This is a genomic window from Chondrinema litorale (assembly GCF_026250525.1).
Taxonomy (GTDB): domain Bacteria; phylum Bacteroidota; class Bacteroidia; order Cytophagales; family Flammeovirgaceae; genus Chondrinema; species Chondrinema litorale.
Genome location: NZ_CP111043.1, coordinates 4506031 through 4526688, shown reverse-complemented (window position 1 = coordinate 4526688; position 20658 = coordinate 4506031). Strand labels below are relative to the sequence as shown.

General features: G+C 33.3%; 18 protein-coding genes. 7 read left to right on the top strand and 11 right to left on the bottom strand.

What is annotated here, in order from left to right; genetic code table 11:
• The 4 genes from OQ292_RS18690 to OQ292_RS18675 form a co-directional block, all read right to left on the bottom strand.
• Positions 1 to 2055, bottom strand: a complete 2055-nt coding sequence (locus OQ292_RS18690) for an OmpA family protein (RefSeq protein ID WP_284683667.1) — start codon at positions 2053 to 2055, stop codon at positions 1 to 3.
• A gap of 25 nt (positions 2056 to 2080) precedes the next feature.
• On the bottom strand, positions 2081 to 3115 hold the full coding sequence (locus OQ292_RS18685) for a tetratricopeptide repeat protein (RefSeq protein ID WP_284683666.1): 1035 nt from the start codon (positions 3113 to 3115) through the stop codon (positions 2081 to 2083).
• Between the two features lie 209 nt (positions 3116 to 3324).
• Positions 3325 to 4665, bottom strand: a complete 1341-nt coding sequence (locus tag OQ292_RS18680; protein WP_284683665.1) for an ABC1 kinase family protein — start codon at positions 4663 to 4665, stop codon at positions 3325 to 3327.
• 73 nt (positions 4666 to 4738) lie between these two features.
• Positions 4739 to 5377: a TetR family transcriptional regulator C-terminal domain-containing protein gene (locus OQ292_RS18675; protein WP_284683664.1), complete on the bottom strand. Its 639-nt coding sequence runs from the start codon at positions 5375 to 5377 to the stop codon at positions 4739 to 4741.
• Positions 5378 to 5634: 257 nt separating this feature from the next.
• On the opposite strand from OQ292_RS18675, the gene hemL reads away from it, so the two are divergent.
• The 5 genes from hemL to OQ292_RS18650 all read left to right on the top strand — a co-directional run bounded on the left by hemL (position 5635) and on the right by OQ292_RS18650 (position 9733).
• Positions 5635 to 6930, top strand: coding sequence for a glutamate-1-semialdehyde 2,1-aminomutase (gene hemL / locus OQ292_RS18670; protein ID WP_284683663.1), 1296 nt, complete (start codon positions 5635 to 5637; stop codon positions 6928 to 6930).
• Between the two features lie 124 nt (positions 6931 to 7054).
• Entirely contained in the window at positions 7055 to 7333 is a 279-nt protein-coding gene (locus tag OQ292_RS18665; RefSeq protein ID WP_284683662.1) for a hypothetical protein, read from the top strand.
• An 80-nt stretch (positions 7334 to 7413) separates the two neighbouring features.
• Positions 7414 to 7674, top strand: coding sequence for a hypothetical protein (locus OQ292_RS18660; RefSeq protein WP_284683661.1), 261 nt, complete (start codon positions 7414 to 7416; stop codon positions 7672 to 7674).
• 37 nt (positions 7675 to 7711) lie between these two features.
• A complete protein-coding gene (locus tag OQ292_RS18655; protein ID WP_284683660.1) occupies positions 7712 to 8809 on the top strand; it encodes a Nif3-like dinuclear metal center hexameric protein in 1098 nt (365 codons plus the stop codon).
• A gap of 141 nt (positions 8810 to 8950) precedes the next feature.
• A complete protein-coding gene (locus tag OQ292_RS18650) occupies positions 8951 to 9733 on the top strand; it encodes a zinc ribbon domain-containing protein (RefSeq protein ID WP_284683659.1) in 783 nt (260 codons plus the stop codon).
• Positions 9734 to 9817: 84 nt separating this feature from the next.
• Here OQ292_RS18650 and OQ292_RS18645 read toward each other — a convergent pair whose 3' ends face one another.
• Positions 9818 to 10852 (bottom strand): acyl-CoA reductase, encoded by a 1035-nt coding sequence (locus OQ292_RS18645; protein ID WP_348970592.1) that lies wholly within the window; start codon positions 10850 to 10852, stop codon positions 9818 to 9820.
• A gap of 209 nt (positions 10853 to 11061) precedes the next feature.
• Between OQ292_RS18645 and OQ292_RS18640 the strand changes: the two genes are divergently transcribed.
• A complete protein-coding gene (locus tag OQ292_RS18640) occupies positions 11062 to 11409 on the top strand; it encodes a 4Fe-4S dicluster domain-containing protein (protein ID WP_284683658.1) in 348 nt (115 codons plus the stop codon).
• A 71-nt stretch (positions 11410 to 11480) separates the two neighbouring features.
• Here the strand turns inward: OQ292_RS18640 and OQ292_RS18635 are convergent, their stop codons facing one another.
• From OQ292_RS18635 to OQ292_RS18620, 4 genes are all read right to left on the bottom strand, one after another.
• On the bottom strand, positions 11481 to 12905 hold the full coding sequence (locus tag OQ292_RS18635) for a TolC family protein (protein WP_284683657.1): 1425 nt from the start codon (positions 12903 to 12905) through the stop codon (positions 11481 to 11483).
• A 260-nt stretch (positions 12906 to 13165) separates the two neighbouring features.
• The gene (gene glgP / locus OQ292_RS18630) at positions 13166 to 14794 is read right to left on the bottom strand and encodes an alpha-glucan family phosphorylase (protein ID WP_284683656.1); all 1629 of its coding nucleotides are present in this window, start codon (positions 14792 to 14794) and stop codon (positions 13166 to 13168) included.
• Between the two features lie 132 nt (positions 14795 to 14926).
• Positions 14927 to 15718, bottom strand: a complete 792-nt coding sequence (locus tag OQ292_RS18625) for a ParA family protein (RefSeq protein WP_284683655.1) — start codon at positions 15716 to 15718, stop codon at positions 14927 to 14929.
• Between the two features lie 111 nt (positions 15719 to 15829).
• Positions 15830 to 17104, bottom strand: a complete 1275-nt coding sequence (locus OQ292_RS18620; RefSeq protein ID WP_284683654.1) for a hypothetical protein — start codon at positions 17102 to 17104, stop codon at positions 15830 to 15832.
• A gap of 349 nt (positions 17105 to 17453) precedes the next feature.
• Between OQ292_RS18620 and OQ292_RS18615 the strand changes: the two genes are divergently transcribed.
• The gene (locus OQ292_RS18615) at positions 17454 to 18779 is read left to right on the top strand and encodes an aspartate kinase (RefSeq protein WP_284683653.1); all 1326 of its coding nucleotides are present in this window, start codon (positions 17454 to 17456) and stop codon (positions 18777 to 18779) included.
• A 62-nt stretch (positions 18780 to 18841) separates the two neighbouring features.
• On the opposite strand, the gene OQ292_RS18610 is transcribed toward OQ292_RS18615, so the two are convergent.
• Positions 18842 to 19693 (bottom strand): ATP-grasp domain-containing protein, encoded by an 852-nt coding sequence (locus tag OQ292_RS18610; protein ID WP_284683652.1) that lies wholly within the window; start codon positions 19691 to 19693, stop codon positions 18842 to 18844.
• Between the two features lie 12 nt (positions 19694 to 19705).
• A complete protein-coding gene (locus tag OQ292_RS18605; protein ID WP_284683651.1) occupies positions 19706 to 20584 on the bottom strand; it encodes an alpha/beta fold hydrolase in 879 nt (292 codons plus the stop codon).
• Positions 20585 to 20658 lie beyond the last annotated feature (74 nt).

Sequence of the window (20658 nt, the reverse complement as noted above, 5' to 3'; positions counted from 1 at the left end):
TTATTTTGAATCAGTTTGAACAATTTCTAATTCTGTTCTCCTATTCTTTTTGCGACCAGACTCAGTAGCATTGTCTCCTACTGGAAATTTTGAACCTTTGCCTATATATCGCATTCGATTGTTAGCAATCCCATTTTCTCGTAACCAAACAAATACTGCTTTCGCTCTTTGTTTAGATAATTGGTTATTAGTCTCTTCTGAGCCAACATTATCTGTATGTCCCGACAATTCTACTTTAACTGTTAGGTTTTGCTTAAGAAAAGAAAGAATTTGATCTAATGAAGGCTTAGAATCTATGCTTAACTGCGCAGAGCCAGAAGAGAAATAGATATCTTGTATTACTACTTTTTCACCCTTTTTAATTGGGTCTAAAACTATAATCTTTTCTAAAGTATCAGCTTCACTTATAGAAATATTTTCACTGTAAAAAATATACCCTGGAGCATTTACATTTAATTTATAATCTGTACTTGTATTTATAGTTAAAGAAAAATTTCCTTTTTGACTGGTTGTATCGGTCACCAATACAGACTGTTGAATTACATCTTCTAAATTGATTGCAGCTCGAATTACATTTCCATCTTTACTTTTTACAATACCTCTAATTAAGACTTGATCACTTGTTTTTTCAGTAAAAATCAATCTATCCAAAACTGCATCTAATGATAACTCCGGAATACTTTCATTTCTATTAGCACTAATAAATTTAGATGGTTTTTCTGGTCCTAAGAAAGTCACCTTATAAATATCTTCTGCTCCTTTACTATCTGGGCGATGCGTCGAATAGTATGCATATTTTTTTGTAGAATCAGTAAAATAATACAAATCATCAAATGGTGTGTTTACAGGAATTCCTACATTTACTGGTTTAGTCCATGCACCTGAAATAAATTCAGTTTTAAAAATATCGTAACCACCAATACTATTATGCCCTTTAGAACTGAAGTAAAGCGTTTTGCCATCGTGATGCATAAAAACAGCATCTTCATCATATTTGGTATTAACCAAATCTCCCAAGTTTTCAGGCTCACTCCACCCTCTCCCTTTTTTAAATTCAGAAACAAAAATATCTAATCCACCAATACTGCCATCTCTATCACTTACTAAAAACATTCTTTTGCCATCTGGCGAATAACAGGCTGAAACTTCTCTATACTTTGTATTAATTGGCTCTGGGAAATGTAATGGCTCACCCCATTTTCTTCTGTTTAATTTAGATAAGTAAATATCTCCATTGTTATCTCCTTTATAAATTAATAATTTTCTATCATTGGGAGATATTCCTAGAATAGCATCATGACCAGATGAATTTAACTCATCAATACTTTTTACTCTGCTCCATCTTCCATTTAGAAATTTACTTTCATAAATATCCTCGTAATAATTAAAGTCTGTATCTGCATCAAAACCTGTTGTATTTGATCTTCTTGCGGTAAAATACATCGTCTCAAAATCACTACTAAATACAGCTCCATATTCAGGAAAAACTGTATTTACTCCTCTTCCCATGTTATCAATAAATACCCTCACTGGCTTCTCTAGAAGATTTTTACCATTTTCACACTGTGCAATTTTATATTTTGCTTTTTCTTTTAGGTCCAAAGCAATCTCTTTTTCTTTAATTACTTCCTGATAAGATATAATTGCAGAATCCCAATTTGCTTCATATTGATAAGCTTCTCCGAGCAGAAATGCTAAATCTATATTTGATTTTTTAGTTAATGACTGAGCTATTAGTAAATATGCTTTGGCTTCTTCTTTAGTAGTTCTATCTCCTTTTAAAAAACATGTTGCAATTTTTTGATTTAACTCTACACTTTTGGGATTAAATTTATTAGCTCTCAAATAGTGCTTTAAAGCAAGGTCGTAATCCCTTTCTGTTTCAATATATTCATCACCCAAATTCAATTCTTTTAATGCTTGTTTAAAAGCCTCTTTTTTAGATTTGAAATTAGATTTTTTGAATGAAATATCCTGTGCTGAAAGCTCTACAATAAAGAATAGACTTAACACCAATAAAAAAATCAGCTTTGGATTACGATAAAGCTTATTCATTTTATATCTAAAAAAATTATCGATTTTATTCATTAGACTGCACTTCGCAATAACCATCTATTAAAGGAGCTATTTCACTCAAACCTAGCTCAACGGCTTTTTGCCAATCGTTACAAGACTCTAAGTCTTTTCTTAGCATCTCTCTGGCATTTCCTCTATTTAAATATGCTGCTGCCAAAGAGGTATTCATTTCAATTGCATTAGAAGCTGCTTGTTCTGCTTCTTCATATCTTTCAAGCTTAAAATAACAAACCGAGATGTTTGAGTATACATTGGCTAATTGCTCAGGCTCATTTGTATATTTTGCAACACTTATTTGAAAAGCATTAATAGCTTCTTCGTATTTCTCTAATTGAAATTTTATTTCTGCTTTTAAGAAAAAAGCATCTGCAAAAGTCGAATCTGCTTGCTCCAAATCTTTTAGTAATGCAATAGCCTTATCATAATCACCCGCTTCTTTTTTGAAAAATGCCAAGTGATATAAAACTGTTTTGTCTTCTTTATTTGATTGATATAGAGAGTCAAACAAAGCAACGGCTTGCCCCATTTTGCCTTCTTTTTGAAGAATAACTGCTTTGGCCAGTGTACCTTCTAACATAGATGGTTTAATGGAAGTAGTTAATTCAAAACTTTTGTAGGCTTGAGTTATACTTCCTTGCTCATAAAGTATTGTACCTTTTAAATAAGCTGCTTCTGGCTTGTTTTGATTATTGGCTACCATACTAACAGTCAGTTCCAAAGCTTCTTTTTCTTGATTGATTTTCTGAAAAAGTATCACCTTAGCAAGCAAAAGATCTTTATCATTTTTATAATGAAGTGCCCTATCAATTATATCTATTGTTTTCTCTGTCTGTCCCATATTGTCAAACAGTTTGACGAGAGCAGCATATGCCGGAATAAAAGCGCTATCTAGTTTAATAGCTTCATTCAACATATAAAATGCTTTTTTAGGCTGTTCTTTCATAGCATAAAGAGCCATTTCGAGATTCCGTTGGCAAGTAGAAGCAATATTAGCCTTAATCTCTTTCTGAAAAGACTCGTCGAGATCAGTAATCAGCACGGTTTCACCATTTAACAGGATTTTTTTTGAATCCAGAAGCTTTACTCTCCTGTCTTCTTGAGCAAAAAGTTGAAAAACAGAGAGATGAATTAATAGGCAAAAAAATATCGTTGCGAAATTGATTGTTTTCATCAAAGTCACAACGATACTTTAAATAGAATCATACTTAGTTTAAGCAGTAATTTTACTACCTAAAACCAGAAAATTAGTTATATCTGAAAGGAGTTCTCTTGCCAATAAGATTTTGTGTCGATATTTGCTTTTAGTTGATTTAATATTGAATATAAACCAAAATAAGTTCTATTTAAATACAGGCCATCTCTTGCTCCTCTTGGCTTTTTAGACTCTTTTAATACTTTAGCTTTTGCAGACGCTTCCCCAAATTCATATATTTCTCTAAAATAACTATCGTCACCAAAATTGAAAGTATCTCTTCTAAAAGGCCTACCTAATAATTCTACCATTGTTTTAAGAATGGTAAAAATCTCTTCTTGATCTTTTTGAGAATCGTCTTCATATATAAAGTTTAATCCCTTAAATATTTTCATTAGGCGCTCATCGTCTTCTGTTATATCTTTTCCTAAAAGCACAAAGTATTTATTATAAAACTCATCTGGAATTTCTTTTACTGCACCAAAATCAATAATACCTAATTCACCTTCATCATTTAATATAAAGTTGCCCGGATGCGGATCTGCATGCACAGATTTCATGTGGTGAATTTGATAATCGTAGAAACTCCACATTGCCTGCCCAATTTGTGTACATATCTCTTGCGAAGGATTTGTTTTAAGAAATGCATCTAAGTGCATTCCATCTAACCAATCCATAGTAAGAATATGTCTGCTAGAATATTCCGGGTAATAACTCGGAAACCTTAAATGTGGAATATGAGAGGTAGCAGCAGAAATTTCTCTCGATCTCCTTAATTCAAGCTCATAGTCTGTTTCGGCAAGCAGCATATTGCGCACCTCATCCATATAATGGTTTACATCAGAATCATTTAAACCTAAAATATTTACCGCAAATGGTTTAACCATTTTTAAATCAGAAGTAACACTCTCTGCTACTCCCGGATATTGAACTTTAACAGCAAATTTCTTATCTCCCATTGTTGCTTGATGAACTTGCCCAATTGAAGCAGCATTTACAGCATTTCTGGTAAAAGTATCAAATATCTCTTCGGGTGTTTTACCAACATCTTTTCTAAAAGTTCTTACAACTAAAGGATAAGAAAGTGGTGGAGCAGAATATTGCGCCATTTGAAACTTCTCAGAGTAAGCGGCCGGTAAAAGATTTTTATCCATGCTCATCATCTGAGCTATTTTTAAAGCACTTCCCTTTAACTCACTTAAAGAATCATAAATATCTCTTGCATTATCTTCATGAAGTAAATCTTTGCCAGTACCTGGGTTTACCGCATTACGCGCATAATGTTTAATATAATTTCGCCCAACTTTTACTCCTGTTTTCATGAACCTGGCAGCTCTCTGAACTTTGGATGCCGGAATACTCTTCTGACTTTCAACTTCTTCATTTTCCTTTGCCATATATTATTATTTAAGGTTGATAAGAATACCTATGTGGAAATAAAGTGTTTATTAAAATGGTTTTTAAAAACGCTTACTTTCTCTGAACCAGAAATTTTACTAGATCGAAAGCAGAGTCTAATGGTGTTTGGCCTAATAGATCGAATGCCAAATTACTCGACTTCTCTATAGCAGCATCTGTTTGTTCTTTATTTTCTGATTTATCTCTGTTCCAGAAACTAATTATAAACAAAACTTCTACCCATAAAGATTCAGCATATTTTTCACTTATAAACGGACGGTTAATTATTTCTGTAGTATCAAGCCCTTCATTTACAAGCTCATTGGCAAAAAGCATAAACTCATGTTTAAAATCGTCTAAAAATGTTGGAGTTAGACCAAAACGTTCATTTTTTTTATTTTTAAACTGATATGTTACAAATGCATGGTAATCTTTTAATACTTCAATTAATGTGAAAAGAAAAGATAACATTTTTTCTCTCACAGCATAATCTTGGAACACAGCTTCAGATTGAACCTTCTCTAGGGTGCTCAAAACCACGTCTTTCCATAGATCTTTATCTAATTCGGAGAAAAATTTGTAATATTTAAAGAATTCCTGCTCATCCTCTCCTATTTCCTCCATAAAGGCCTTTATGGACGCTGGTGGTTGATTTGAGGTGTTAAAATGAGCTCTGTAATTTTTTTTTATTTTTTTAAGAAATTTTTCCATAGTTATAAAACAAATTCTAATTAATAGTGTTAGTAAGATATGAAGTTTGTTTGTTAGTTTAGTTTATTAAAGTGGAAAGGAACCTTCGATTTTCGATGGTTTCTTTTTTTTTATACTCAATTCTAAATCCCATTCTTAAATAATCGTTCATTTCCCGGCATTTTTTTACTTTTTCAGCGAATGTTTGAGCCTCATTTATAAAAACATTAATTTTCCGGCTGAAATAGATTTTCGTAAAAAAACACATACATCTAAAAATGCCACAACTCAGCACAAGTAAAAAATTATTTTCTGAAGCAGAAAAATATATTCCAGGAGGTGTAAACTCACCAGTTAGAGCTTTTAAAGCAGTTGGTGGAACTCCAGCTTTTATTAATTCAGCAAAAGGAGCTTACATCTTTGATGAAGATGGCAATAAATATATAGAATTAATCAACTCTTGGGGCCCAATGGTTTTAGGACATGCCCATACGGAAATTTCTGAGGCTGTTAAAAATGCTGTTGATCAGTCGCTGTCTTATGGCGCACCAACAGCCAAAGAAGTTGATATTGCCAAGTTAATAGTTTCTATGATGCCATCTGTAGAGAAAGTAAGAATGGTAAACTCAGGAACTGAAGCCACAATGTCGGCAGTAAGACTTGCCAGAGGCTATACCAATAGAAATAAATTCATCAAATTTGAAGGTTGCTACCACGGTCATGCAGATTCTTTTTTAATTGCAGCTGGTAGTGGTGCTGTTACAATGGGTACACCAAATAGCCCCGGAGTAACCGAAGGCACCGCCAAAGACACACTTTTGGCGCCATATAACGACTTAGACGCTGTTGATAGTCTTGTTAAATCTAATCCAGAGCAAATTGCAGCAATAATAGTTGAACCAGTTGCAGGAAACATGGGCTGTGTTTTACCAAAACCTGGATTTCTAGAAGGATTAAGAAAAGTTTGTGATGAAAATGGCATTGTGCTCATCTTCGATGAAGTTATGACAGGTTTCAGGTTAGCTCCAGGTGGTGCTCAAGAATACTTTAATGTAATGCCAGATTTAACCTGTATGGGTAAAATTATAGGTGGAGGTATGCCAGTTGGTGCTTATGGTGGTAAGCAAGAAATAATGGATTATATCTCTCCTGTTGGCCCAGTTTACCAAGCAGGCACGCTATCGGGTAATCCAATTGCTATGGCTGCAGGTTATGCAATGCTTTCTCATTTAAATGAAAACAAATCTGTTTATAAAAAACTAAATGAGGTTGGAGAGAAAATTAAAACAGGTTACGAAAGCAACCTTGAAAAATTAGGATTGAATTATACCATTAATCATTTGGGCTCTATGATTAATATGTTCTTTACTGATAAAGAAGTACATAATTTTAAAGATGCTCAAAATGCAGATACAGATAAGTTTAAGCCATTTTTTCATGGGCATTTAGATAGAGGTGTATATTTACCACCTTCTGCTTTCGAGAGTTATTTCCTTTCTACAGCATTGTCTGACGAAGATATTGACAAAGTAGTACAGACACACTACGACGTATTAAAAGAGATGCATTCATAATTTATAAAAACCGCCAGAATTAAATTTTGGCGGTTCTTTTTTGCCATAACAAATAAAACAATAAGCTTTTCTGCAAATGGTTATATATAGAGTTATCGTATTTTTTGTAGCAATTTTTTAAACTATGGCTAAAAAAAGTTTTAAATCTGAGGCTGAAGACATCTTTGGTGATTACAATGAACCAGTTAAATCAGAAAAAAAAATAACTCCTAAAAAAATCAAACAGTTTCAACCATTTTTACTGGCTTTAGAGCAACAACATCTTAGCAATCTAAAAGCACTTGCTTGGCATCAGCAAAGAGAAATTAAAGATGTACTTGAAGATATAATGGATGATTATTTTGAGAAAATGCAAGATTTAGAAAACATCCATTCCGAATACAGTAAGACCCTCAAAAAATAGATACTTACCACTTTCATTTTGTGCTTTGGTTGAATTTATTCACTTTTGATGATAAGTTCGATCACCATCACTATCAACTTATGATAAAACTAAAGCACATTTTTACTACCTTATTTCTTTTAGTCACTTTTTCTTGTGAAGATCTAATTGTAGATCCACAAATGGGTTGTTTATCTGGCATTTATCCTGGTACTAACACCAGACAATGGATTGACTGTCTCACAAAAAGTGAATACACCGCCTCTGGTAATACTTTTTATGGTGTTACTTATGACAATATAATCTGGACTGAAGTGGATGAATGCAACGATTGTGGATCTATAGATTACGACAACCTCTAATCAGATTTTTTTAACTTGGTACTAATAAATTACTAAAATGACTAAGGTTAAAGATATTACCCGATTTTTAGAAACGATTGCTCCCCTCTCATTACAAGAAAGTTACGATAATGCAGGGCTCATTACTGGTGATCCAAACATGGAGATTACTGGAGTTTTATGCACATTAGATAGCACCGAAGAAATACTGGCAGAAGCTATAGAAAAAAAATGTAATATGGTTGTGGCGCATCATCCAATTGTATTTTCTGGTCTCAAAAAGCTCAATGGCAAAAACTATGTGGAGCGGACTATAATTAAAGCCATAAAAAACGACATTGCCATTTATGCCATACATACTAATTTAGATAATGTACAGATTGGCGTAAATGCCATGATCTGCAATAAACTTGGTATAAAAAACACGTCTATTCTTGCTTCAGGAAAAGATTCTTTGCTAAAGTTAGTAAGCTTTGTACCTGTTGAGCATACTGATAAAATACTTAATGCTCTAGGAGAAGCTGGTGCTGGTGCAATTGGCAATTATAAAAATTGCAGTTTTTCTATTGAAGGCGAAGGAAGATTTCAACCAGATGATGCGGCCAATCCATATATTGGCGAAGCTGGTAAACTTGAAAAGGTGAAGGAAAATAAAGTAGAAGTAATTTTTCCTAAATCAATCAAGGGAAAAGTAATGCAGGCACTTAGAAACTCACATCCATACGAAGAAATTGCTTTTGATATCTATTTATTAGAAAACAGAGACAAGGAAACTGGTTCTGGTATGATTGGTGAGCTTGAAACAGCAATGCCAGCAATAGACTTTCTACATTTGGTAAAAGAAAAAATGAATTGCAAAAGCATTAGACATACTGCACTATTAGAGAAACCAATAAAAAAAGTAGCAGTTTGTGGAGGAGCTGGTTCATTTTTACTTAACTATGCAATTGGTGCTAATGCAGATATTTTTATAACAGCAGATTATAAGTACCACCAATTTTTTGATGCTGATAACAAAATCATTATTGCAGACATTGGACATTACGAAAGTGAGCAATATACAAAAGAACTTTTAGCCGGTTGGTTAAGAGAAAAATTTCAACATAATAGCATTTTAGTAACAGAAAGAAACACTAATCCGGTATATTACCTATAATATAGAAAATAATTGATCGAAATGCCTATTTTTAAAAATAGAATTACTAAAATTGCACTCGATTTATCAGACGCCCATTTAAATGGGCATTTTTGTTCTTAAAAGGGTTTCTATACCACAAACACCTGTTTAAAAAAATATATGGAAAACTCTGTATCTAATAGACTTGATTCGCTTATCAAGTTACAGACAATCGATTCAAAACTCGACGAAATAAAAAAAATCCGCGGTGACCTCCCTGAAGAAGTTCAAGACCTTGAAGACGAAATAGCTGGATACGAGACAAGAATCCAAAAATTTTCTAACGAAATTAGTGAGTTAGATGAAGCTATTAAGGCTAGCAAGACGGGAATCAAAGATTCTGAGAAACTCATTGAAAAATATGAGCAACAACAGATGAATGTTCGCAATAACCGCGAATATGATGCGATCACCAAAGAAATTGAGCTTCAGGATCTTGAAAAGCAAATTCTCGACAAAAAAATAAAAGAGTTCAAAGAAAAAATTGATGTAGTTAAAGGTAGAATTGGTGAAACTGAGCATACGCTTAACGAAAGGTTAAAAGACCTTGCCACCAAGAAAACTGAACTTACTCAAATTATCTCTGAAAACGAGTCAGAAGAAGACAAGCTGCTTAAAGACAGAGAAAAGGCTCTTAAAAATTTGGACGACAGATTAGCAAAATCTTATGAAAAAATAAGAGGAAACGCTAATAACGGACTTGCTGTAGTAAGTGTAAAAAGAAACGCTTGTGGTGGTTGCTTTAATATTGTTCCTCCTCAGCGTCAAGCAGACATTAAAGAAAGAAAAAAACTTATTGTTTGTGAGCACTGTGGTAGAATATTGGCAGACGTTGAAGTTGTAATCGAAGAAGAAAAGCCAAAAAGAACTACAAGAAAAAGAAAAACAACTACTAAGAAATAAATTAAAAAGCCGCTTAAGCGGCTTTTTTTTAAATTTTCTTTTTCGCTATTAATAATATGTACATCACATATTAATTGGATACTATTATATTTTTTGAAGAAATTCTAAAGTATCTACCCCATCAGCATAGTCGCTTACACTAGGTAACTGTGCATCTCCAAAAGGAATACTATTCTTAAAGTAAGCATTCGCTGAAACTATACACTGAATATTATTTACATCTCTTTTAAGTCTTTCTTCTAAGAAATCTACCTCTCGGTAATATTCAAAATGAATTACAGAAATAGGAGAAAATAATGAGATATCTTCTCTAAAAATCATATAACCATTATCTAAATGAGGAACTCTATTTACCAAATAGATCGACTTGTTGTAGTCGTAATTATTCGCGTATTTATGATTCTGAGCAATGAGTTTTCCGTTCTCTTCTAATACCAGAAGCAATTCATTAAAAGAATAGTTTTCAGGGACAAATAGCTTCGATACATTTCTACAACCCAAACCAAAGTATGTAGTAATATCGGTTGCAAGCGCTTCTAAATCTTCCTTAGTTTCATCACCTTTCAATACAGCACAGCTCGTTCTATTTCTTCTAATTAGGTGAGGCACATTTCTAAAATAGTATTCAAAATATCTGGCTGAGTTATCAGAACCTGTAGCGATTAAAGCATCAACATTTTTAAGCATTTCTGAAAACTCAATGTAATTCTCAAATCTGCTATCTATATTGATCAGTTTAGAAGCTAAGAATTTAATTAAATACTGATCTAGCGTACTCAATTTAGCTTTAACCTTATTGCCAGAGATAAGAATTGCCATAAGATCGTGAAAACCAACCATCGGAATATTTCCGGCCATTACAGTTCCAATTACTTTTGGTGCTTCTTCTGAAAATTTATAGCCCCTAGCCCAATTCTTTATTTCAGACTCTTTCAAATAATTGCTAATTCCTCTAAAAGCAAACTCTACACTTTCTTTTGTAAACCAAGTATTCTGGTTATAAGCTCGAAAACAAATCTCTTGGAACTCATTTTCATCCTGTTTTTTTAACAATTCGTCTATCTCTTTGCCCAAGAGTACAAAAGCATTAATTCTATCCTCTAATCCAATAATTTCCATTCTAAATTCTATTTGTAGCCTGCAAAGCTACAATTTGAATGCTTAATTGAGAAATGATAGGGCTTTTCTATATGAAGGAATGATTAAATCGCAAACATTGTTAGAATTAATGAAAATAATAAGCTTTTATCAATTTGTTCCTGACGATATTGGCAATTAACTTTGCAGAAAGTTGAAAATATTTTAACGGAACATAAATCAAGTTAATTATGGCAATAATGATAACTGACGAATGCATCAATTGCGGTGCATGTGAGCCGGAATGCCCTAACACTGCGATCTACGAAGGTGGCGTTGAATGGACTTGGGGTGGAGGAACCAATTTATCTGAAGTTGAATTGGAAGACGGTACAGTTCTCTCTGGCGAAGATGAAATGGAACCTGTATCTGATGAATTTTATTATATTGTTTCCGATAAATGTACAGAATGTATGGGCTTTCATGAAGAGCCTCAGTGTGCAGCAGTTTGTCCTGTAGATTGTTGTATTGAGGATCCTGATATGAGAGAGACTGAAGAAGAGTTACTGACTAAGAAAGCCTGGATGCACGGAGAATAAAATTACTAAAATATATCCAAGTAAAAAGGCTGTCTTAAGACAGCCTTTTTTATTATGTGGTTATTTTATTTTTAGTTTAATGAGATATTCTCAGCATTAAGCACACCAGTTTGGTAATCTAGTATTATTTTTTGGAAGAGCAATGTATAAGATGCATTAGCCTTATCGACTGATGCCTGAACGAAAGTGTTGGTTGAGGTAGTTAAATCTATAATATTACCGAGTCCAATGTTATATCTTTCTGTTTGGGTATCCATCGATATTTTTGCTGCATCAAATTGAGAAGAAGCTGCTTCGTAACTTGCTAGTGCTGCATCGTAGTTTTGTAAAGCAGTTTGTACATCTAGGAAAATTGTTCTTTCCAGATTCTCAATATTTAATTGAGCATTATCCCTTTGAATTTTGGCAGTAACTACGCTTGTTTTTGTATTAAACCTACTAAAAATTGGGATTGATAGTGAAAGACCAATTACTGTTTGAGGATTTCTCTCTCGTATCTGATCTTGAAAACTAATTTTTTCATATCCGACCAACTCTCCATCTGTATCATACACAGCGTCTTGTGCTGTATTGTTATAATAAGAGCCATAATCGAAGAATGCTGCTAATGTTGGATAATAATCTGCTCTTGCCACAGCTACTGCATAATCACCAGTTTCTTTCAAAGATTTGAATTGTTTAAAATCTGGTCTGTTTTGCATCGCAGTCGTATATAATTCATTTAAATCAAATTCTTCTACTAAGAAGCTTTCTACTGTTTGGTCTGGAGTAACAACTTCAATAGTTGTCATTGGATCAAGCATAAGCGTTTGTGCTAATAAAGATTTATCATTTTCTAATTGGTTTACAGCCTGAACTTCTGCTAACTCTAAACTCTTAATCTGAGCTTCTAAATTAAATTGATCTCCTTTAAAGGTGATACCAGACTCGACAAATGCTGCAATTCTTTCTAATTGCTTTTTTTGTACATCTATATTTTCTTGAGCAATTTTTACTAATTCTTGATCTAATAAGACTGTTAAGAACTGCTGAGACACATTATACATAATATCTTGCTCAGTTCTTTTAATTAAGTTTTGCTGGGCATCAAAACTAGAATTCGCTCTTTTTAAATTATTTACATTTCTCAACCCTCCAAACAATAACATATTAGAAGATATACTTGGCGAAAAACTACTTGTTGAAGTATTAACCAAAGTTGCTTGTTGTTGGATAAACTGGTTACCAGTTACATTGGATAAAGTTGCTGATGCACTAAGATTCGGCAAGAACTGCCCAACTGCATTGGTCTTTTGTATTTGGTTAACAAGTAGATTATTATTTTCAGTTTTAAGCGTTATATTTTCTTTGAGAGCTCGCTGAACAGCTTCTTCAAAAGTAAGTTTCATCACTTCTTGAGCCTTAGCACCACTAAGCAGAATACTACTTAATAATATAAAAAGCATAAAGATTTTTAGCTGTAGCTTATTCCCTTTTAAGTAATTGTTTCTATGCATGATATATTAAATTATCTTAATTTTTGTAAAGGTAAATATTAATATCGTGCCATCTTTTATTTAACTGATAATCAATCGATTACAATCACATAAAAATCTCTTACTGTCCGTCAGCGGGCAATTTTGTTCGTTGAGGTACAATTAAAGTTGTGTAATATCTCTGCATAATTGTTTAAATAAAAAAACTCTGTTAGAATCTATTCTTAAAATAGTAAATTCTAACAGAGCTTAATAATGAATATGGAATTCCTAAAAATTACTTATACACAGTATAGCAACTCATAATATTCCTCGAGCATTCTTTTTACAGCAAATGCATCTTTGGTATCCATAATACTGTTTTTCATCATCTCTTTCCACCTTTCTTGATTGTCATAATAAGTTGGCAGCACTTCTTCTTGCAATACTTTATAAAATGCTTTTAGATCGTGCTCATCTAATTTTTCTTCTTTTTTACTCTCAAAGCCATCGCCAAACTGCCAGCCATTTTCGCCATGGTTACATGCTTCTGGCCACCAACCATCAAGTGTACTAAAGTTTAACACACCATTCATTGCAGCTTTCATACCTGAAGTACCGCTGGCTTCTTTAGGTCTTCTTGGATTATTAAGCCAAATGTCTGCACCTCTAGTAAGCATTTTTCCAATCGTCATATCGTAGTTTTCTAGAAATACGACAGATTCCGGATACTTTTTACTCATTTGTACCAATCTGGCTACTATGTCTTTTCCGCCATCGTCTAATGGGTGTGCTCTACCTGAGAATACTATTTGCAGCTTACCAGTTTCAAACAGGGGCCCTGCAATTTCTTCATCAGTAAAAATAAAATCGCTACGCTTGTAGGCTACCGCCCTTCTAGAAAAACCAATAAGCAAGCAATCTTCTTTAAGTGTAACCCCGTTTCTTTCCTTAACAAAATCGATAAGAGCTTTCTTATTCTCCTGATGTATAGGCCAAAAGTCTTCTCCATTCTCCGCGGCAGAAATCAGTCTTTCGTCAACCCAAGTAGGTTTATGTATAGCATTTGTAATAGCTAAAATTTCAGCTCTTTTTTCAACATCTTTCCACATTTTACTAGCCGTTTTTCCATGCAATTGAGCAACTGCATTGGCCACTTTTGAAAGCTTTAACGCGCCTACTGTCATGTTAAATGGTTCACCTCCAAGCTTTATTAGCTGCTTTTCTGAGAGGCCACAATTTGCACCCATATACATCAATCTTTCAATTGGGTGCGATTCATTTCCTTGTATAACTGGTGTGTGCGTCGTAAATACTACTTCTTTTCTGGTTGCTTTTTTTGCCTCTTTAAAAGACATTCCGTCTTCCATTTTCTCTCTTATCAACTCAAAACCAGCAAAAAGTGCATGACCTTCGTTAAAATGATAAATATCTATATTTAACCCAAGAGCTCTTAATGCTTTTACACCACCAATGCCTAAAACTATTTCCTGAGCAACTCTTTCTTCACCAAACCAGCCGTAAAGTTGTCCGGTTGTCCATGCTTCTGGGTTTTCTGGTAAATCTGTATCCAATAAATAGATATCTGCATTTCCAAAACAATCCACTTTCCAAACCTTACACTTTACTTCCTGCCCTTTAATTTCTACACTAACTTCTATACCTGTATCTTCTAGAAAGTCATACTTATAATTGTGGTATGTATCGTAAGGGTAACCTTCTTTGCTAATTAACTGGTCGGTATAACCTTGTTTCCATTTTATGCCAATTCCGATTACTGGATAATCGTGGTCTTTTGCTCCTTTTAAGTAATCACCAGCAAGAATACCCAAGCCACCAGCGTAAGTTCTAAAGCTGGTATCGAGGCCGTACTCCATGCAAAAATAAGCTACGTTAGGAAGGTTCTTTTTTGATTTGTCTTTTTTGCCCATGGCAGGAATGTTAGTTTAAAAAAATAAAAAAACTGTTCAGGTTTTAAACTGAACAGTCCAATAATAGTTATTTTTTATTGCCGAAAAAACAGAGATTCTGATTAGTTTTTGAGAATTTCCTAATAAAAAAGTTTATTGTAAAACTTTCTTTTCAGCTTCTTGAGACTCCTCACTATTTGCCTCCAATTTGTGTATAATTTCTCTAGCTAAAAATCTGTAATCTTCTGCACCATAGCTTTTGGGTGCATATTCAAAAATGTCTGTCCTTTTTACGGGTGCTTCTGCCAAAGCTATATTTTCTCTTACAGGTCTAGACATAAGCATCTCTGGAAATTTGCTTTCCAAAGTTTCTATTACATGCCTATTTAATACTTTACGTTGATCGAATCTGGTAACAAATATTCCGGCTATTTCCAGATTTACATTTATTCTTCTTTTAATCTTTTTTACAGAATCTAAGAAAGTAACCAAGCCTTCAAGTGCTAAAAATTCGGCTTGCACTGGTATTAACATATCTGTTGCCGCAGTAAGTGCACTAGTGGTTAAAATGTTGAGAGATGGTGGGCAATCAATCAACACATATTCATAAACACTATTAAATGTAGCTAATATTTCTTTTAGCAAATGGTGATCACCTTGCGCTGGATCTAGTTGCTGTTCTGCTTTTGTCAAATTCAAGTTTGCAGGAATTATATCCAAATTTGATTTTATTGGATAAATCGCTGGACTTTCTTCATTAACTAAAGCATCATAGATTGTTTTTTCACACTCACGAATTCCCAAAGATTTACTTAAATTGGCTTGAGGATCAAAATCTATAAGTAAAGTTTTCTTTTCAAATCCGGCAAGTGCGGCACCTAAATTTACTACCGAAGTAGTTTTACCAATACCACCTTTGTTATTAGCTATAGCAATTATTCTCATTAAAAAATCTTTCGGTAAAAAATGGAGTTTGCTAATCGATTTTAGCTAATAATTTAACCTCTAACTCTACAAGAAAGTATTTAAAACTAGATGGGTATACGAAATAAAAGTTTAATCAATGGTCTGTGATATCATTTTTAATTGATGATTCATTAATCTGTATTGAACTTCTTCAATAAATAAAGATTCTCCTTCAGAAAGCATATCCAAATTAATATGGTCTTCATTTATCGTATGGATAGAGCCATTAGTTTTTAAAGCAAGTTTAAGGTAATCTTCTCTAATAGGTGTTTTTTGAGAATTTCCACAAACAATTATTCTTACCGGTTTTTTAATCTTATAAAGCAGATTAATATCTCGTACTTCACTTTTATTATCTGCAATAAGAATTATCTCTCTGGCATCTTTAAACTTATGCGATGCAAACTCTACCGCTTCAATATCATTTTCTTCTCTGTCTCCGCCCTGTCCGTTTTTCATTACTTTGCGCATGGTTTTTAGCAACTTGTCCATGTTGTTTGCCTCTACGCTATAAATACCTCCAGTTTTACCGGGTTCCTTTTTATCATTTTTCTTTTTATTTCCATCATTAAAAAAAACGAAGTGCCCGATTTTACCAGAGTTCATTTTTTCTTTTTGCCACATAACTGCTTGTGTGCCATATACATACATACTTGCAGTCCAATCGTTTACCACCAGCATGTTTTCCCATTGTGGATTGCGATTAAGCACATGAAAGATAAGCGAATCATTTAAATCAAGTTTGCCATTAATCATCTGAACTACATCGTAAAAGTTCATATAGCGATATTTTTCTCCATCGCAAACTACTTTTTCTGAGTTCAGATCAATCTCTATTTTGGGGTCTATTTTAGATATATCTATCGTATCTTCTTCCTTAACCTCTTTAGTAGGATTGGTGTCGTTTACAACTGCTAAAGGTTCGTACCTTACCACAGCACCATGAAACATATCTTGTGCTTCATTCTCTTTTACACATTTGTTTTGTAAAACAATGTTCCATTTTATATCCTTATTTTCTTTAAGACATGGAATTAAATTCATCAAATTATCAATTCGCTTGTTCAGCAAATAATCGTAATCTGTTATCCAATCTTTCTTATGTCGAGGATATTTTGTAAAAATAAGATCAACTTCTAGCACCTTGTTATTTTGTGCCACTTGTTGCCAACTCTCTGGGTTTTTAATCTTATGCTCAGCATAAGCCATTTCTAATACAGCAGCATTTCGATTGCTATCGAATTTATACTCGCTTAATTCAACCTCTTGGTACTCGAGGTTCGACAATTCTTGAGCAGTAATTGAAATACATGTAGTTAAAAAAATTGCCAATAGAAAAAAGACTCTTGTAAACATCATTTTCATAGGCTTGAGTATTTAAGTAATATAAATGATCAGCTAGAACTATTGTAAATTTATTATTTTATAAATGAAATTCATATTTATTCATCTAAGATAGTAGGCAAATTATCGAAAATACAGAAACAAATTTTACGAATTGCAGAAAAACTTAAAAAGTACAGTATTTCTTAAAAATTATACAATATAGATCAGCAAAAAGTATTTTTTTTCTAATCTTTGCAGCAGTACATTGAAAATTTAAAGATCAACTTACTAACACAGACAACCCTTAGAAAATACAGGTTGGAAAATCGCTAAATATAATTTAGAGAAGGTTTAGATTAAAGGGATAAAACCAATAAAATTAAAGTAAATGAAAATATTGAAGTTTGGAGGAACCTCCGTAGGAAGTGCAGAAAGAATCAAACATGTTGCAGAACTGATTAACAATGATGAGAAAAAAATAGTAGTTCTCTCTGCCGTATCAGGTACTACAAATGCACTTGTTGAACTTGGAAATTGTGCTAATCAAAAAAATAAAGCAAAATTTGAAATAACCCTTCGCACACTCAGAGAAAAATATGAAGTTGTAATTTCTGAATTATTTGATGATCTGGCATATCAAGCACAAGCAGAAGAATACATTGAGAATCACTTCGCCCTAATTCAATCTGCTGATACTGATAATTTCACCACTAAAGAAGAAAGAATATTTCTAGCTCAAGGTGAATTAATGTCTACCAGACTAATGCATTTATACTTAAGGTCTTTAGGAGTAGACGCTGTATTGCTTCCCGCTTTGGAATTTATGAAAACCTCAGATGGCGAGCCTGATACCGATTATATAGAAACAGAAATTGAAAAAGTTGTAAATAAATTCCCAAATTGTAAATTATTCATCACGCAGGGTTACATCTGTATGAATGAGTTTGATGAAATAGACAATTTAAAAAGAGGTGGTAGCGATTATTCGGCTTCTATAATTGGAGCAGCTATTAAAGCAGATGAAATTCAAATTTGGACAGATATTGATGGAATGCACAACAATGATCCTAGAATTGTTGACAAAACCTTTCCTGTACATGAATTATCTTTTGAAGAAGCAGCTGAGCTAGCTTATTTTGGCGCAAAAATTCTTCATCCGGCTTCTGTATTACCTGCACAAAAAGAAAATATTCCGGTAAGACTGCTCAATACCATGCAACCTGAAAAGCAAGGCACATTAATTAGAGCAGATGTTACACACGATAAAAAGATTACTGCCATTGCCGCTAAAGATGGCATTGTAGCTATAAAAATTAGGTCTAGCAGAATGCTACTGGCTTATGGCTTCTTAAGAAAGGTATTTGAGATATTTGAAAAATATCGTACACCAATAGATATGATTACTACTTCTGAGGTTGCAATTTCTCTAACTATTGATGACACAAGCAATCTTTCTAAAATTCTTGATGAAATCGACGACTTTGGAAATGTAGAGTCTAATGAGAACCAAACCATTATTTGTGTAGTAGGCAGATTCTTGCAAGACGATGCAAATGTTGCTGTTAAAGTGCTGCAAATCTTAAAAGATATTCCGATAAGAATGATTTCTTATGGTGGTAGTAAATACAACATTTCACTACTTGTGCATAATGACTATAAGGCAAAAGCACTTCAGTTATTAAATGATGGATTATTTTTCGAAAATGCAACCTAATAGCTTTTAGAATAGAAATTCATAAAACATATTAAAAGAAAAGCCGGAGTTTCCGGCTTTTTTTATTTAACAATCTTCTTTTCAATAGATTTAGAAAACTTCCTTTGAAGTAAATTATCGAGCAAAAACATTTCTGGTTCAATTAATTCTACTTCCATAATTTGAAAACCGTCGGCAGTAATTACGCCATCTACCCTGCTATACAACAAATCACCTTCTATGCTTTCTAAAACCTCTAAAGCTGTTTTTACAGAAAGATTATTTGGCTCAATTATAGTAAAACGTCCTCCAAACTCTTCCTGTACTCTAAAGTCTCCAGTGCTCGATTTCTTTACAACTGCATGTGAATACTTTCTATTAAAAAACATGAGTGAAATTTCTCCGAACTCAATTATTTCTGGTACAAAAGGCTGAATTAACCAATCGGCAACTATCGGAAATTCAAAATTCTTGATTTGATCTGTATTTTCCAGCTTGTAAGCATTCCATGCTGTAGCAGATATAGCTGGTTTAACTACAATTTTTTGCCATCTTTTTTCTATACATAAATCTTCTAATGAAAAAGTTTTAACTTCTTCTACAGGTAAAAAATGAGTAGGAATTATTGGAAAACCTTTCTCTAATAACTCTTTAAGATAAAATTTGTGCAGGTTTTTTCTTAGTACGCTTATAGGGTTAAACACATTTATATTAGCATTTTCAATCTCATCTAACCACTTAATAAAGCTTTCATATTGTAAATGATAATCCCAAACAGAGCGAATTATCAAAACATCAAAAGATTGCCAAATTACAGTAGGATCGTTCCAAATTACAACCTCTACATTTCCAGTTTTTTGTAATAGAAAAGGCAAAAATCTTTCAGTAGGTATTAAGTCAGGTTGTTCATTACAAGTGACAATTCCAATATTCATAAGTTCAAAAAATTATTTCCCCGAAAGAGAAATATGTTGTACTGAGTCTATTTGACTGAGATGTTTGAGTATGGCATCTTTCATTAACTCTGGGTTTTTCCAAGGAATTAAGTGTCCCATTTTTTCTTTGGTTACATAATCAACTGGTGCATTTACCAATACCCTTTTTGCAAATGCTGTATTTTCAAAAGGGACTAAGCCATCTTTTTCTCCATGGATATAAGTTACAGGAATTGTAATTTTTTCCCAAAGCGGAAGCATTTTTTTTAATTCTTCTACATGCGTCATTTTTTCGTCATTGGCTCTTTTCAAAAATCTGGGAGTAATCCATTTTACAATTGCCCAAGGTACCTTTCTCGAAACAAAGAAGATTTTCTCATGTTCTGGATCAATTGCTGGAGCCGCCAATACCAAAGCATCTATTAAATCAGGTTCATTATCAGCTACTTCCATTGCCATTCTCGCTATTATTGGCCCACCATAAGAATGGCCAACCAGAACAACTCCTCGCCCTTTATCATTGGCTTTTAATATTTCGAGCAGCATTTTAGCCTGTTTCTCAATAGAAGTTTCACTTTCTTTTTTCCCAGAATTGCCATAACCGGGGCGATCAACTGAAAGCATTCGAGCATGTTGCAGCAAAGTACTATCTTTTAGAAAACCCATAAAGTTATCATAAGACCCGGGAGCTCCATGTACAAAAAATACCAATGGCTTGGTGGTATCTCCTATGCACATATAATAAATACTTCTATCCATCACATGTATGGTATCGAACTCAGGAGTAAATTCTTGACTATAAGCCATTGTTTTAAACTGCTGTATTACTTCAGCTTCAGTAATATTTGAATCTAGATTTTTAAGAAACAGACTCGGCAACAAAAGGACCATGACGATTGCAACTAATTTGAACCTGTGTCTCTTAACCCACGAAAGCATACGTATTTTAGATTAAATAAGTGAAA

What these genes read in the sequence shown, in the direction of transcription:
- OQ292_RS18660 (WP_284683661.1), top strand. Translation starts at nt 7,414, where the DNA reads ATGATAAAACTAAAGCACATTTTTACTACCTTATTTCTTTTAGTCACT.
- OQ292_RS18640 (WP_284683658.1), top strand. Translation starts at nt 11,062, where the DNA reads ATGGCAATAATGATAACTGACGAATGCATCAATTGCGGTGCATGTGAG.
- glgP (WP_284683656.1), bottom strand. Translation starts at nt 14,794, where the DNA reads ATGGGCAAAAAAGACAAATCAAAAAAGAACCTTCCTAACGTAGCTTAT.
- OQ292_RS18690 (WP_284683667.1), bottom strand. Translation starts at nt 2,055, where the DNA reads ATGAATAAGCTTTATCGTAATCCAAAGCTGATTTTTTTATTGGTGTTA.
- OQ292_RS18615 (WP_284683653.1), top strand. Translation starts at nt 17,454, where the DNA reads ATGAAAATATTGAAGTTTGGAGGAACCTCCGTAGGAAGTGCAGAAAGA.
- OQ292_RS18655 (WP_284683660.1), top strand. Translation starts at nt 7,712, where the DNA reads ATGACTAAGGTTAAAGATATTACCCGATTTTTAGAAACGATTGCTCCC.
- OQ292_RS18645 (WP_348970592.1), bottom strand. Translation starts at nt 10,852, where the DNA reads ATGGAAATTATTGGATTAGAGGATAGAATTAATGCTTTTGTACTCTTG.
- OQ292_RS18605 (WP_284683651.1), bottom strand. Translation starts at nt 20,584, where the DNA reads ATGGTCCTTTTGTTGCCGAGTCTGTTTCTTAAAAATCTAGATTCAAAT.
- OQ292_RS18650 (WP_284683659.1), top strand. Translation starts at nt 8,951, where the DNA reads ATGGAAAACTCTGTATCTAATAGACTTGATTCGCTTATCAAGTTACAG.
- hemL (WP_284683663.1), top strand. Translation starts at nt 5,635, where the DNA reads ATGCCACAACTCAGCACAAGTAAAAAATTATTTTCTGAAGCAGAAAAA.
- OQ292_RS18675 (WP_284683664.1), bottom strand. Translation starts at nt 5,377, where the DNA reads ATGGAAAAATTTCTTAAAAAAATAAAAAAAAATTACAGAGCTCATTTT.
- OQ292_RS18625 (WP_284683655.1), bottom strand. Translation starts at nt 15,718, where the DNA reads ATGAGAATAATTGCTATAGCTAATAACAAAGGTGGTATTGGTAAAACT.
- OQ292_RS18635 (WP_284683657.1), bottom strand. Translation starts at nt 12,905, where the DNA reads ATGCATAGAAACAATTACTTAAAAGGGAATAAGCTACAGCTAAAAATC.
- OQ292_RS18620 (WP_284683654.1), bottom strand. Translation starts at nt 17,104, where the DNA reads ATGAAAATGATGTTTACAAGAGTCTTTTTTCTATTGGCAATTTTTTTA.
- OQ292_RS18610 (WP_284683652.1), bottom strand. Translation starts at nt 19,693, where the DNA reads ATGAATATTGGAATTGTCACTTGTAATGAACAACCTGACTTAATACCT.
- OQ292_RS18680 (WP_284683665.1), bottom strand. Translation starts at nt 4,665, where the DNA reads ATGGCAAAGGAAAATGAAGAAGTTGAAAGTCAGAAGAGTATTCCGGCA.
- OQ292_RS18665 (WP_284683662.1), top strand. Translation starts at nt 7,055, where the DNA reads ATGGCTAAAAAAAGTTTTAAATCTGAGGCTGAAGACATCTTTGGTGAT.